Genomic DNA, 13,171 nt, shown 5'->3' with positions numbered 1-13,171 from the left:
GCTATTCGGCGATTGCCTCGTTTCGCGTATCCTCGGCAGGGTACACAGCGGCGATGTGACAGGTAACGCCGTCGTCGGCGCACCATTTGGCGATTTGACGCTCAGCCTCATCCCGTCGCTGCGAGCCGGTCCAAAATTGGCCGCCCTTGCTAGTGCGAACCTGATGAAGCGCACCGCTCCCAATCACATAGATCGCCTGACACTGAATTTTCAGCTGTGCCTCGCACAAGGCGATCGCGTCCAGGTCCGCGCGCTCACGGGTCGGTCTGCCGCTGCTCAGGAAGTAGCGGCGCTTGACATCTTCGGGCTTTGGAACCGCCAAGCTCGCAAAGGACATCGCCAAAGAGGGTGATCGACCCGGCAATCGACCGTTTTGCCTGAGCGGAGGCGCTTCGCGCGGATCATGGCTGACCGGGGCGGCAGTGAAATGATCGATCAAGTCACATTGCCATCCGGCGGTTTGGCATTTTTCCAGCACGGCGCGATCTGCGCTGGCTGGATCGGGTCCTCCATCGGCAAAAAAGAAGCCCCGCGGATCGCGCGCAACAGAAATTGATGTGTTGTAGCCCCAGCGCTCGATCCAGCAGCCGTTGCCCATTGCCTTGCGGCAGGCCCCTAATGCCTTACTCTCGGCTTGCTCACGGCTTGGCACATTCGAGACGGCCCAGAAATCGCGCGCTTCAGGATGAAAGGCTACCGCAACGAAACTGTTGGACCAGACGGGATCTACCGACTCCGGTTCGTACGCCTCGGTCGGATCCGCGTCCTTGAGCTTTAGGCACCCAGTCGTGAAGCCATTGTTGTCGCGCACTTCGACTTCACATTGCGCCAAAGCCGGCGACACTCCGGACATGCCGAAAGCGAACCCTGCCAGCAACACGGCACAAGCCAAACGAAATGCTCTGCTGCACGGGTGAATGGCACGCAGATCGAGTCTCATACCGTCCGATACCACGGCGAGCCCATCCCTGTCCGATCGGCGTTGTACTAGGTCACTTTAGCACGGCCTTCACCGCGGCGATCGCCTCGGCGGCCTTGCTGCCATCGGGGCCGCCGCCCTGGGCCATGTCGGGCCGGCCGCCGCCGCCCTTGCCGCCCAGCGCCTCGACCCCGGCGCGGACCAGATCGACCGCGCTGATCTTGCCGATGAGGTCGTCAGTCACGGCCGCAGCGATGCTCGCCTTGCCATCGTTGACCGCAACGATTGCCGCCACGCCCGAACCCATCCGCTTCTTGGCCGCATCGAGCAGCCCGCGCAGTTCCTTGGGGTCGAGCCCATCGAGAACCTGGCCCGAGAACGTGACACCGCCCACCTCTTCGTCGGCAGCTTCGGCCTTGCCCCCGCCGCCGCCCAGCGCCAGCGCTTTCTTCGCCTCGGCCAGTTCGCGCTCCATCTTCTTGCGCTCGTCCAGCAAGGCAGCGATCCGGGCCTCGACCTCATCGGGCGTGGTCTTGAGCAGACCGGCGGCGTTCTTCAGCGCATCTTCGCGGCCGATCAGCCACTGCCGCGCGCCCTCACCGGTCAGTGCCTCGATTCGGCGCACGCCCGAGCTGACCGCGCTTTCGCTGACGATCCGGAACACACCGATATCGCCCAGCGCGCGCACGTGGGTGCCGCCGCACAGTTCGGTCGAATAGGTCTTGCCGCGTTCGGTGCCCATCGACAGCACGCGCACTTCATCGCCGTACTTTTCGCCGAACAGCGCCATCGCGCCGGCCGCGATCGCATCGTCGGGGGTCATCAGCCGGGTCACCACCGCCTCGTTGCCGCGCACCTGCGCGTTCACTTCGGCTTCGATCACCGCAATGTCCTCGGCCGAAAGCCCGGCGGGGTGCGAGAAGTCGAACCGCAGGCGGTCGGGCGCGACCAGCGAGCCCTTTTGCGTGACATGTGTCCCCAGCCGCCGCCGCAGCGCCTCGTGCAGCAAGTGCGTGGCTGAGTGGTTGGCCCGTGTGGCATCGCGGCGCGCCACATCGATATCGAGCTTGATCGTATCGCCCAGCTTCACCGAACCGGTTTCAACCACGGCATTGTGCGCATGGAGCCGGCCCAGCGGCTTGGCGGTATCGGTTACCACCAGTTTCAGCCCGTCGGCACCGGTTATCGAGCCGGCATCGCCCATCTGCCCGCCGCTTTCGCCATAGAACGGGGTCTGGTTGACGATCACGGTTACCCGATCGCCGGCATTGGCCTGATCGACTTCCTGGCCATCCCTGACCAGCGCCATCACCTGCGCCTCGGCAGTGACGGCGGTATAGCCGGTGAATTCGGTTGCGCCGACGCGTTCGGCGATGTCGTACCACACCTCGTCGTCGGCAGCCTGCCCGCTGCCCTTCCAGGCGGCGCGCGCGGCAGCCTTCTGCTGGGCCATCGCGGCGTCATAACCGGCGCGGTCGATCCCGATCCCGCGTGAACGCAGTGCATCCTCGGTCAGGTCATATGGGAAGCCGTAAGTGTCATAAAGCTTGAAGGCGACTTCGCCGGGCAGCTCTGCCCCCTCGCCCATCCCGCCGCTGGCTTCGTCGAGCAGCTTGAGCCCGTTGGCCAGCGTGCGGCGGAACTGCACTTCCTCGCGCTGCAGGGTTTCCTCGATCAGCGGCTGCGCGCGGCCCAGTTCCGGATAGGCCTGGCCCATCTCGGTCACCAGTGCGCCGACCAGGCGGTGCATCAGCGGATCCCTGGCGCCCAGCAGGTGCGCGTGGCGCATCGCCCGGCGCATGATCCGCCGCAGCACATAGCCGCGCCCTTCGTTCGACGGCAGCACGCCATCGGCCAGGAGGAAGCTGGTCGAGCGCAGGTGATCGGCGATCACGCGGTGGCTGGCCTGATGCTCGCCTTCGGCCTTGATCCCGGTCAGGCTTTCGCTGGCGGCGATCAGCGCCTTGAAGGTGTCGGTGTCATAGTTGTCGTGGACGCCCTGCATCACCGCGGCGACGCGCTCGATCCCCATGCCGGTGTCGATCGACTTCTTGGGCAGTTCGGAAACGATCTCGCCCGCCGTCTGCTCGAACTGCATGAACACCAGGTTCCAGATTTCGATGAACCGGTCACCATCCTCCTCCGGCGATCCCGGAGGGCCGCCCCAGATATGGTCGCCGTGGTCATAGAAGATTTCGCTGCACGGGCCGCACGGGCCATCATCGCCCATGGCCCAGAAATTGTCCTTGGTCGGGATGCGGATGATCCGGTCCTCGGGCAGTCCGGCGATCTTCTTCCACAGTTCGAACGCTTCGTCGTCTGTGTGATAGACCGTGGCCAGCAGCTTGTCCTTGGGTAGCCCCCATTCCTTGGTCAGCAAGGTCCAGGCATGGGTGATCGCCTGATCCTTGAAATAGTCGCCAAAGCTGAAGTTGCCCAACATCTCGAAAAAGGTGTGATGCCGCGCGGTATAGCCGACATTGTCGAGATCGTTGTGCTTGCCACCTGCCCGCACGCACTTCTGCGACGAGGTGGCGCGCGGTACGTCGCGAGTTTCAAGGCCGGTGAACACGTTCTTGAACGGCACCATCCCGGCGTTGACGAACATCAGCGTCGGATCGTTGTAGGGCACCAGCGGCGCGGAATGCACCACATCGTGCCCGTGCGAGCCGAAGTAATCGAGGAAGGAGCGGCGGATATCGTTCGTCGAGGTCATAACTCGCCGCCGATAAGCCACGCTTTGCCGTGCGGCAAGCGCGAAGGCGCCTATTTGCTGGCGGTGACGATCCAGGCAGCCGCCGGGAAGGCCACCAGATTGCCGCTGCGATGTTCAGCCAGCCAGTCCCGAATCCACTGCTCGGCCCGTTCGCGGGCATCGCCGCTCATTGCGCGCAGCGCCGGTGCAGCCGGCCCGATCCGCTTGAACAGCTCCAATGCGTCGTCGATCGGATCTTCCCCGACCCCGGCGACATAGGCAAAATCGACTTCCTCAAATTCGATCTCGCGCCAGCCGGCATTGTCGAGAATGCCATGGACGTACCCGCTATCGGCAAAGGCAAACGGACCCGGCGCGGTGCTGCTTCCCGGCGCCGGAACATTGAGAATTCCAGCAAGCTCGCTGGCCCAGGGATTGAGTCGGGCATCGCGGAAACAGGAAAAGACAATTCGCGCTTCATCGGCGGCGATTGCGCGCAGATTAGCAAAGGCCATCACCGGCACATCGAAAAACATCACCCCGTGGCGCGAAACCAGCAGGTGCGGTGAAATGTGCTCGGGCTTCCAGGTTCCCGCGTCGGCCAGCACGAAATCGACATTCTCCAGCGCGGCCCCGCGCTGATTGGCGGCTTCGATCAGATGTGGCGAAACATCCACCCCAACCACCTTCGCACCGGGATTGCCCCGCGCCAACGCCAGCGAAATTTCCCCCGCGCCGCAGCCCACATCGAGCACATCGCGCCCATCGCAGCCACCGATCCGCCCCAGCAATCGCTCGGTCAGCCCGGCAAAGGCGCGATCGGTCAGTCGATAGTTGTCGGCCCAGCTGCGGCCAACCTGCTCACGCCATTCGTTTCCGGTTGTCATGGCCCGAGGCTAGGCGCTGGTCGGTTGCGGCACAAGCAACAAACGCGGTGAAGATTTCACTTGCGACTCACCCGGGACAGGCAGAGCATCCCCCCATTCCCAGTGCGCGTCTGACGCACGCACAGCGCCCGGCGCGCCTTCGCAAAAAAGGAGGCGGACGATGGGCAACACCCAAAATGGTCAAGCAAACGGCAGTGCAGCAACCCGTGCGGTCGCTCTGGTGGGGCCGGCCGGCACGGGCAAGACAAGCCTCGCCGAAGCCCTGCTTTTCGCCAGCGGCGCGATCAATCGCCAGGGCAACGTGGAAAGCGGCAATACGGTGGGCGACAGTTCGCCCGAAGCCCGCGCCCGGGGCAGCTCCACTGAAATCAACCTGACCCATTTCGATTACCTGGGCGATCGCTTCGCGCTGATCGACGTGCCCGGTGGGGCCGGCTTTTCCGCCGACGGACTGGCCGCATTGCAATCGGCCGACATGGCGCTGGTGGTGATCGATCCCGCGCCCGAACGGGCCGCGCTGGCCGAACCGATGCTGCGCCAGCTTGATGCGCTGGGCGTGCCCCACGTCATTTTCATCAACAAGATCGAGCATGCCCGCGCCGGGGCGATCCGCGACCTGATCGGTGAATTGCAGCCGATGAGCCGCGAGCCGCTGGCGCTGCGTCAGATCCCGATCCGCGAGGGTGAACATGTCACCGGCTATGTCGATCTCGCGCTCGAACGCGCCTATCGCTATCGCCCTGGCAAGGAGAGCGAGCGGGTGGAAATTCCCGGCGAACTGCTCGATCGCGAACGCGAAGAGCGTGGCCATCTGCTGGAAACGCTGGCCGATTTCGACGATCAGCTGCTTGAAGCCTTGCTAATGGACGAAGTGCCAGACCAGGCCACCGTCATGGCCGACCTGGCGCACGACACGCAGGAGAACAAGGTGGTCCCGGTGGTGCTGGGTTCGGCGCTGAGCGATGGCGGGGTTCACCGTCTGCTCAAGCTGCTGCGGCACGAGGCCCCTGCCCCCGGTGCGGCGGCCGAACGGATGGGCGTGGCCCAGGGCGGCGCGTTGCATGTGTTCAAGATCGCCAACGGCGGCGCGATGGGCCGGCTTGCCCTGGGCCGCGTGCTTGGCCAGGGCCTGACCGAGGGAGACGAACTGGTGGTGGGCAACGAGCCCGAGCGAACCGGCTCGCTGTTCTTTGTCCAGGGTGACAAGACTGCCAAGCAACATACTGCGCAAGCCGGCGATATTGTTGCGGTGGCCAAGGTCGATGGGGCCCGCGCCGGGATGGTGCTGGGCCGCAAGGGCACGGCGGCGCCCGAAGGCGGGCTGCTCTCCTATCCGGCGCGCAATGCCGCGATCGCGATCACCACGCGTGACCGCAAGGATGACGTCAAGCTCTCCACTGCACTGCACCGTCTGTGCGAGGAAGACCCGGCGCTGGAATGGAGCCAGGACGATTCGAGCCACGAAACGATCCTGCGCGGGATCAACGACGATCATCTGGCGGTGGTGCTGGGCCGCCTGCAGCGCCGCTATGGCGTTGCGGTGGATACCCATGCCCCGCGGATCGCCTATCGCGAATCGATCCGCAAGCCGGCCTCGGTGCGCGGCCGGCATAAGAAGCAGTCGGGCGGGCATGGCCAGTATGGCGACTGCGTGATCGAGATCCGCCCGCTGGATCGCGGCGAAGGGTTCAAGTTCGAAGACAAGATCACCGGCGGGGCGATCCCCCGGCAATACATTCCGGCGGTCGAAGCCGGGGTGAAGGACGCGATGGAGCGCGGGCCGCTGGGTTTTGCGGTGGTCGATGTCGCGGTGACGCTGGTCGACGGATCGTTCCATTCGGTCGACTCGTCCGAACTGGCCTTCCGGATCGCTGGCCGCATGGCGATGGGCGATGCTCTGGCCCAGGCCGCGCCCTATCTGCTCGAGCCGATCGCCAAGGTGACGGTGGACACTCCGGCCGGAACCGGATCGAAGGCCGGATCGGTGCTATCGGCCCGGCGCGGGCAGATCCTGGGGCTGTCGCCGCATCCCGACTGGGCCCGGTGGGAACGGGTCGAGGCGCTGCTGCCCGAAAGCGGCATCCACGGCCTCGACGCGGAACTGCGTTCGCTGAGCCAGGGGCTGGCGAGCTTTGTGGCCGAATTCGATCACCTTGCCGAACTGGGTGGCAAACACGCCGACGATGTGGTCAAGGCCCGCGCGGCCGAGGCCCACTGAACGGAACGGCCGGACCTGGTGGTCCGGTCTGACCAACGTCAGGGGATCACGCGTACTTCGCGGGTCCATGGCGCCGAGGCGGAGAGTGTGCAGCCCGCGGAATCGAGCTTCACAGCTACGGTTCCGCCGGTGCTTTGGGTGCGGATCGTGCCGTCGCTTTCACCCCACAGGAGTGGGAGATAGATCGTTGACCAGTTGCCGGACGAATCCGCCAGCACGTTCCACGCGATCGGCTTCATCCAGGCATTGGTCATGGCAAAGCCGGCGCGGGTGCCGGGAACCATGCCCTTCACTGCGATCTGCATGAACTTGCCGTTGCCGGTAATCTGTAGCTCACACTGATCCCGCCGGTCAAAGGCCAGCAAGGTCCAGCTGTCGGTGAGCGAGCGGGCTGGTGCAGAGCTGGCGGTCAGCAGCACGGACAAGGCAAGCAAGGCAAGGCGGGACATGGCATTGGCCTCCGATCAGATTGAACGGAGGCCTAGCCTGCCGGACCTGGCTTCGTCGCCTGCCGTTTTGGGGCTGGTTCAGGCCGGGACACCCGGCACTGGCTCAGCCGCCAGTCGGGGCCGGTGACGATGCGGGCTCTGGTGTTGGCGTCGCAGCAGGACCGGTTGCCGATAGTCCGGCCGCTTCATTGCCAATCGTCTTGGCCACATCGACACGCACCTTGTCGTTGTTCGCGGCGACGGTGCCCAGTTCCTTGCCCTTCTTGTCGAACAACACTTCCTGACCCTGGCCATCCATCGGTACCAGCTTGACGATCACCGGGTTGGGCGTGAGCTGGTTGGTCGCGCCGTTCGAGCTGTCGACGATCCCGCCGATCAGGCCACCCGCGATGATGTTGCCGAAAGTTGCGCCGCCCAGCTTGGACTGGACCAGCACATAGACCGGACGGTAGCCTTCCTTGGCGATATCCACGCGCAGGTCATGCCGGCGCGGCAGTTCGGTCTTGCAAGGTGAGGTACAGGTGAAGCCGTTGGTCATCTTGACCGTCGCACCATCCGGGTCAGTCTTCACTTCGAAGTCCTGATTTGCGCCGTGCATGACCGTGGCACAGCCCTGAAGTGCGAAAGCACCGAAAGCAACAAGCATCGTATTGGTAATTTTGTTCACGCGCCCCTCCTTTTATTTATCAAGTGTTTGTACCCGACATTTTATTTGGTCAAGCGGCGAAATGCGTGATTGATGAAAAGATCACTATACTCGCGATCCACAGAAAACCGGCGCGGTGTTCGCTTCCGAACACCGCGCCGGTCCTGTTTGTTGGAGGACGTTCCCGAAGGGGTACGGGGGACCGGGAACGCCCTCCTTTCAACTCCGACCGGCGGACGGGCTCCGCCAGGCCGGAAGCTCTCGAAGATCAGATGTCCTCGTCCCCGTCGGGACCGGCCATCATTTCCCCGGACAGACCATCGGTTTGGCCGCGGATTGCAGCCTCCAGCCGGTCGCAGATTTCGCGATTTTCCTTGAGATAGGTCTTGGCGTTTTCGCGCCCCTGACCGATCCGGATACTGTCATAGGAGAACCAGGCGCCGCTCTTTTCGACGATCCCGGCCTTGACCCCCAGATCAAGGATCTCACCGATCTTGGAGATTCCCTCGCCGTACATGATGTCGAATTCGACCTGCTTGAACGGCGGCGCGACCTTGTTCTTGACCACTTTGACGCGGGTGGTGTTGCCGACGATATCGTCGCGGTCCTTGATCTGCCCGGTGCGGCGGATGTCGAGCCGGACCGAAGCATAGAACTTGAGTGCATTGCCGCCGGTGGTGGTTTCCGGATTGCCGTACATCACCCCGATCTTCATGCGCAGCTGGTTGATGAAAATCACCATGCAGCGCGAGCGGCTGATCGAACCGGTCAGCTTGCGCAAACTCTGGCTCATCAGGCGGGCTTGCAGGCCGACGTGGCTGTCACCCATTTCGCCTTCGATTTCGGCGCGCGGCACTAGCGCGGCGACCGAGTCCACCACCAGCACGTCAATCGCGTTCGAACGCACCAGCGTATCGACGATTTCCAGTGCCTGCTCACCCGTATCGGGCTGCGAAACGATCAGTTCGTCGATATCGACGCCGAGCTTCTTGGCATAGACCGGATCGAGCGCGTGTTCGGCATCGACAAAGGCCGCGGTCCCGCCGCTCTTCTGCGCTTCGGCGATGGCGTGCAGCGCCAGCGTGGTCTTGCCCGAGCTTTCCGGCCCGTAGATTTCGATCACCCGCCCGCGCGGCAGCCCGCCAATTCCCAGCGCGATATCGAGCCCGAGCGAACCGGTGGAAATCGCTTCCACCTCCATCGCTTCCTTCGAGCCGAGCTTCATCGCGCTGCCCTTGCCGAACGCGCGATCGATTTGCGCCAGCGCCGCCTCGAGCGCCTTTTGACGATCCATGTTGTCCTTGCCTTCCTGAATCAGCTTGAGCTGTGCACCCATTGTACGTCCCCTTGCCTAACCAGCCGACCCGGAAGGTCAACTTGGTACTGATGTATCGCATTTGTTCTCACGGAACAAGTGGGGAACGGAACATTTCTGGAACAGGCTGGAACCCGCAGATTTTCGGGTGAGTGGACACTATGGACACTGTCAAAACTGAAATTTCCTGCAAGGCGTCGACAGTTCGGTTCGCCGCGCCGATCACGCTGATTCGGCTGGATGCGAGCGCGCCCGGATTCGAATGGCAGACAAGCGCGTCGATGCCGCCGGTGATGGCTCATACCGGCAATGTAGGAAAGCCTTGCGCACCACCCCGGATCGGGCGCGCCCAAACCGGTTGATCAGGATCGCAGTCAGGTCCGGGTTCTGGTCCTGCAGTGAGAGGCAGGCCTCACCAGGTGCAAGCCGCCTGGCCGAACAGAAACACGTCTCGGCACCGCGCCGCACAGCAAGGCCTTGACCTGGCTCCGGCTCCGCACATATCCGGTTGCGTTGCGAGGTATCTGATATGGCTGGAAGAATTGAGAACAACAAGCGAAGCGCCAGATTGGATGAACCCAATAGCGAGTTGGGGTTGGTCGCCAGCGATGCGGTCACTCACCGGCTGAGCCCGGCCGAAGTCGAGGATCAGTTCCGCCAGTTGTTTCAACACCACCTGGAACGACGACAGATCACGCTGGCCCAGGCAGCCGGACGCATGCGGATGAGCCCGCGCAACCTCCAGCGAATCCTGGCGGGCGATCAGCGGCTGACCACGCAATTGCTGATCGAGTTCGGCAATGCGCTCGAACTCGACAAGAGCCGCGCAGTGATCGCGATCGAGCGCTTCCGCGACTGGCGGACTTACTACGATCCGACGCTGGAATCGGCGGTCGATCTGCTCCGCCCGGTGATCGAGCGGATCAATCAGGCTGGCGGAGTGTCCGAACCTCTGCACCCCAAGGCGATCGAGCAACTGGCCAGCTGGGTTGCCGAGGTCATTGTCAAACACCAGGAGCAGGTTGCCCGGCGGCGCGAAGAGATCGCGGTGCTGCGACAGGTTTCATAGACCGCCGCCGGGTAAGCGTTCGTTTGCCCGAACGGATCAGCCCCGTTCTGCGGCCCATTCATCAAACCCGCGCACCAGCAGCCACAGGCCCAGCACCAACTGAACCAGCGCCAGCGGGGCAAGGAAGTAGAACGACACGTCAAAGCCCAGCACCCCGGTGAACACCCCGGTCATCTGCGAAGCGGTTGCCAGCAGTCCGGCCAGGGCCAGCCAGCCCGGAACCCAGCGGCTTTGCTTGAGCAACAGGTAGAACGTGAAGGCCCCTGCCCCGCCCAGCAGCATGGTCGGGTAATGCAGCGCGTTACGTTGCTCGGTCACCAGGGTCCAGACCGGGCCGACCATCCTGGCCAGTTCGCCGCCCGGATCGGCCAGCATCGCATCCCCGAGCGCGCGATAGAGCTGGTAGCTGGCCAGTTCCGCCCCGCCCATGCCGAACGAAGTGGCCTTGAAGCCCAGAAACAGGAAGGCGAGCCAGGCGAAAGGCCGACCAACCGATTCACGGCACAACAGTGCAGCGATCAGCAGCGAAACCACGCCTGAAACAATTCCGATCAGTACCACGGTGCCAATCAGACCCGGCTGTCCGGCCGCTCCGGCAAACAGACCCATAGGCCCTTCGCCAGTGCGGATCCTTGGCTGGATGAAGAAGTTGTTGGCAATGTCGAAAACATAGCCGGCAACAATGCCGGCGCCGATCAGGCGCCCGGTCGTCGCAGTAGAAATCATGCTTGGCCCTTTTGGGTTAGTGCGGAGGAAGTCGAAGCGCCATCATCGGCTTTCGATCGGGTGAAGCCGATGATGGCGCCCAGCCAGTTGCGGGCGAAACGGACCCGCAGTATCCAGTAAAGCAGGAAGACCAGCGTCAGCAGCGAGGGCACCAGCAGCACCGGCGATCCCTGCATCCAGGGAAAGACATCGTCCTGCTGGCCCAGGAACAGCGAGGTCACCGCCAGGAATGTGGCGGTGGTCATCCGCCACAGGTGGCGAGCCACGCGTTGGCGCGGGGCCAGGGCCCGGCGCCAGATCAGACTGGCATCGAGCCCCAGCGATAGTGCCGTGAACAGGCCGAACACCATGAAACCGGCCATGCCGGTACCTTCGAACTGCCCGTCCTGGGCCTGGGCAGCCATCAGCGCCCCATCGCCAAATGCCAGCAGCGCGGCAAAGCCCGGGATCAGGGCCAGCAGCCCGGTTCCTTCCAGCTTGCCGGCACGGCTGCGCACGGCCTGTTGTGAGGTGTGGACCAGGTAGAGCGTCCACAGCCCGGCCCCCATGGTGAGCCGGTCAGGCTCCCACCAGGTGAGCACGACGGCACTGGCGGCCATCGCGCTCATCATCAAGACGAACAGGCTACCTGCCCGGGCATGCAGACCGCCGCCGCGCTTGCGGCTGGCCATGGCAATCAGGGCGGCCAGCAGAGCAAGGGCGCCGGCGGCGATATGCAAAACGAGAAGCGGGAAGAACATTGCGAATCCAGATATTGACACTGTCAATTTGCATTGCGTGATTGACGGTGTCAATATAGTCAAATGAAACGCGGTCATCATCATGGCGATTTGCGCGAGGCATTGCTGACAGCGGGCCAGCATCTGCTTGATCGCGAAGGGATCGAAGGGGTCACCATCCGCGCCTGTGCCCGCTCTGCCGGGGTCTCGCACGCGGCGCCAATCAACCATTTCCCCGATCGCCGCGCATTGCTGACCGCGCTGGCGGTGCAATGCATGGACCAGCTTGACCGCCAGACACGCGATGCGCTGGCGCTGGCCGAACCAGCACCGCGCGCCCGGCTTGAGGCGCTGTGGGACGTGTCGGTGGCCTATGGCCAAGCCTATCCCAATCGTTACCGCCTGATGGGCCGCGCCGACCTGCGCGATACGGAGGATCCGGCGCTGAAGGACATGCTGGAACGCTTGCTGGAGCCGATCGCTGCGCTGGGGGCACAGCTGGTTCCCGGTCGTCTGGCGGCCAGATCGCTGGTGCTGGCGCTGTGCGCCGCGTTGACCGGTTATGTCTTCATGATGATCGATGGCAACCTGGCCACGGCCCATGATCCCGACAGCGGCCAGCCGCTGCACCGCGCGATCCTTGACCTGTTGCTGGCCGGTCAGGGCTGAACCAAAGCGCGGCAACAGCACTCTTGCCCCCTCGTCCGATCTGGTTCACCTTTATCCTCGCGTTCCAGGCAAGGAGAGGGGCCCGTGAACCCGTCAGAACCGTTCCAGATTCCGCCAATCCAGGTTGCCAATGACCTTACGCTTGCCGATCTGCGCGTGGCGCTGGGCAAGGGTTGGGCCGATTTCCGTGCGCATCCGCTTTACGGGATGTTCTTCGCGTCGATCTATATCGCCGGCGGGCTGGTGCTGGCCTGGCTGTTGGCAACCTATGGCAATTCGATGTGGCTGATCCCGGTGGCCTCGGGCTTTCCGCTGATCGCACCGTTCACCGCAGTTGGACTCTATGAAGTCAGCCGCCGGCGCGAGGCCGGGCTGCCGCTTGGTTGGGGTGCGGTGCTCGGTGCGCTGCGCGGGCGCGGAGATGATCAGCTGCTGATGATCGGCGGCTTCGTTTTTGTCGGCTTCACCTTCTGGATGATCCTGGCCCATGGGATCTTCGCGATCTTCATGTCGGAAAGCGGGATGGGATCGCAGTCGCTGTCACTGCTGCAAAGCCCGGCAGGTCTGGGGATGCTGGCAGTGGGCACGGTGACCGGGGCGATGATGGCTTTCCTGTTTTATGCGGTGACGGTGATCAGCCTGCCGCTGCTGGTCGATCGCGACATCGATTTCCTGACCGCAATCATCCGCAGCCTGCGCGCGGTACAGCTGAACCAGCTGGTGATGACCACCTGGGCGGCAATCATCGCGCTGACGCTGTTCGCGGCGATGGTGCCGGCGTTTTTGGGGCTGCTGGTGGTTCTGCCGGTGCTGGGGCATGCGACCTGGCATCTGTATCGGCGAACGGTGGACTAGCCGG

Annotated in this window: 12 protein-coding genes; 4 read left to right on the top strand and 8 right to left on the bottom strand. The window is 63.7% G+C overall.

Translation table 11 applies throughout. The annotated features are described in order from the left end of the window. Nucleotide 1 precedes the first annotated feature (1 nt). The 3 genes from IT549_RS06420 to IT549_RS06410 are packed head-to-tail and all read right to left on the bottom strand — an operon-like array spanning nt 2 to nt 4,501. The gene (locus IT549_RS06420; RefSeq protein ID WP_292971014.1) at nt 2-940 is read right to left on the bottom strand and encodes a DUF4189 domain-containing protein; all 939 of its coding nucleotides are present in this window, start codon (nt 938-940) and stop codon (nt 2-4) included. Nucleotides 941-992: 52 nt separating this feature from the next. Then, nucleotides 993-3,635, bottom strand: a complete 2,643-nt coding sequence (gene alaS, locus IT549_RS06415) for an alanine--tRNA ligase (protein ID WP_292971012.1) — start codon at nt 3,633-3,635, stop codon at nt 993-995. A 50-nt stretch (nt 3,636-3,685) separates the two neighbouring features. Continuing rightward, on the bottom strand, nt 3,686-4,501 hold the full coding sequence (locus IT549_RS06410) for a class I SAM-dependent methyltransferase (protein ID WP_292971010.1): 816 nt from the start codon (nt 4,499-4,501) through the stop codon (nt 3,686-3,688). A gap of 160 nt (nt 4,502-4,661) precedes the next feature. Between IT549_RS06410 and IT549_RS06405 the strand changes: the two genes are divergently transcribed. Continuing rightward, the gene (locus tag IT549_RS06405; protein ID WP_292971007.1) at nt 4,662-6,719 is read left to right on the top strand and encodes an elongation factor G; all 2,058 of its coding nucleotides are present in this window, start codon (nt 4,662-4,664) and stop codon (nt 6,717-6,719) included. Nucleotides 6,720-6,757: 38 nt separating this feature from the next. Here the strand turns inward: IT549_RS06405 and IT549_RS06400 are convergent, their stop codons facing one another. The 3 genes from IT549_RS06400 to recA all read right to left on the bottom strand — a co-directional run bounded on the left by IT549_RS06400 (nt 6,758) and on the right by recA (nt 9,150). Further along, on the bottom strand, nt 6,758-7,168 hold the full coding sequence (locus IT549_RS06400) for a hypothetical protein (protein ID WP_292971004.1): 411 nt from the start codon (nt 7,166-7,168) through the stop codon (nt 6,758-6,760). Between the two features lie 103 nt (nt 7,169-7,271). Then, a complete protein-coding gene (locus tag IT549_RS06395) occupies nt 7,272-7,835 on the bottom strand; it encodes a hypothetical protein (protein WP_292971002.1) in 564 nt (187 codons plus the stop codon). A 247-nt stretch (nt 7,836-8,082) separates the two neighbouring features. Next, nucleotides 8,083-9,150, bottom strand: coding sequence for a recombinase RecA (recA, locus tag IT549_RS06390; protein ID WP_292971000.1), 1,068 nt, complete (start codon nt 9,148-9,150; stop codon nt 8,083-8,085). A 547-nt stretch (nt 9,151-9,697) separates the two neighbouring features. Here recA and IT549_RS06385 point away from each other — a divergent pair. Beyond that, nucleotides 9,698-10,198, top strand: coding sequence for a hypothetical protein (locus IT549_RS06385; protein ID WP_292970997.1), 501 nt, complete (start codon nt 9,698-9,700; stop codon nt 10,196-10,198). Between the two features lie 36 nt (nt 10,199-10,234). On the opposite strand, the gene IT549_RS06380 is transcribed toward IT549_RS06385, so the two are convergent. Both IT549_RS06380 and IT549_RS06375 read right to left on the bottom strand, forming a co-directional pair. Continuing rightward, nucleotides 10,235-10,924: a DUF4386 family protein gene (locus IT549_RS06380; protein WP_292970994.1), complete on the bottom strand. Its 690-nt coding sequence runs from the start codon at nt 10,922-10,924 to the stop codon at nt 10,235-10,237. Next, nucleotides 10,921-11,664 (bottom strand): hypothetical protein, encoded by a 744-nt coding sequence (locus IT549_RS06375; RefSeq protein WP_292970992.1) that lies wholly within the window; start codon nt 11,662-11,664, stop codon nt 10,921-10,923. Before IT549_RS06375 ends, IT549_RS06380 begins: the two co-directional genes overlap by 4 nt. A gap of 63 nt (nt 11,665-11,727) precedes the next feature. Between IT549_RS06375 and IT549_RS06370 the strand changes: the two genes are divergently transcribed. Both IT549_RS06370 and IT549_RS06365 read left to right on the top strand, forming a co-directional pair. Next, nucleotides 11,728-12,312 carry a TetR/AcrR family transcriptional regulator gene (locus IT549_RS06370; protein ID WP_292970989.1) on the top strand — a complete coding sequence of 195 codons (585 nt, stop codon included), beginning with the start codon at nt 11,728-11,730 and terminating at the stop codon, nt 12,310-12,312. Between the two features lie 84 nt (nt 12,313-12,396). Beyond that, entirely contained in the window at nt 12,397-13,167 is a 771-nt protein-coding gene (locus tag IT549_RS06365; protein ID WP_292970987.1) for a DUF2189 domain-containing protein, read from the top strand. Nucleotides 13,168-13,171: the final 4 nt, after the last annotated feature.

The organism is Novosphingobium sp., from assembly GCF_020852455.1.
In the GTDB taxonomy this organism is placed as follows: Bacteria; Pseudomonadota; Alphaproteobacteria; order Sphingomonadales; family Sphingomonadaceae; genus Novosphingobium.
The sequence above is the reverse complement of the archived record's forward strand: the minus strand, read 5'-3'. Positions and strand labels throughout refer to the sequence as shown.

What these genes read in the sequence shown, in the direction of transcription:
- IT549_RS06420 (WP_292971014.1), bottom strand. Translation starts at nt 940, where the DNA reads ATGAGACTCGATCTGCGTGCCATTCACCCGTGCAGCAGAGCATTTCGT.
- alaS (WP_292971012.1), bottom strand. Translation starts at nt 3,635, where the DNA reads ATGACCTCGACGAACGATATCCGCCGCTCCTTCCTCGATTACTTCGGC.
- IT549_RS06410 (WP_292971010.1), bottom strand. Translation starts at nt 4,501, where the DNA reads ATGACAACCGGAAACGAATGGCGTGAGCAGGTTGGCCGCAGCTGGGCC.
- IT549_RS06405 (WP_292971007.1), top strand. Translation starts at nt 4,662, where the DNA reads ATGGGCAACACCCAAAATGGTCAAGCAAACGGCAGTGCAGCAACCCGT.
- IT549_RS06400 (WP_292971004.1), bottom strand. Translation starts at nt 7,168, where the DNA reads ATGTCCCGCCTTGCCTTGCTTGCCTTGTCCGTGCTGCTGACCGCCAGC.
- recA (WP_292971000.1), bottom strand. Translation starts at nt 9,150, where the DNA reads ATGGGTGCACAGCTCAAGCTGATTCAGGAAGGCAAGGACAACATGGAT.
- IT549_RS06380 (WP_292970994.1), bottom strand. Translation starts at nt 10,924, where the DNA reads ATGATTTCTACTGCGACGACCGGGCGCCTGATCGGCGCCGGCATTGTT.
- IT549_RS06375 (WP_292970992.1), bottom strand. Translation starts at nt 11,664, where the DNA reads ATGTTCTTCCCGCTTCTCGTTTTGCATATCGCCGCCGGCGCCCTTGCT.
- IT549_RS06370 (WP_292970989.1), top strand. Translation starts at nt 11,728, where the DNA reads ATGAAACGCGGTCATCATCATGGCGATTTGCGCGAGGCATTGCTGACA.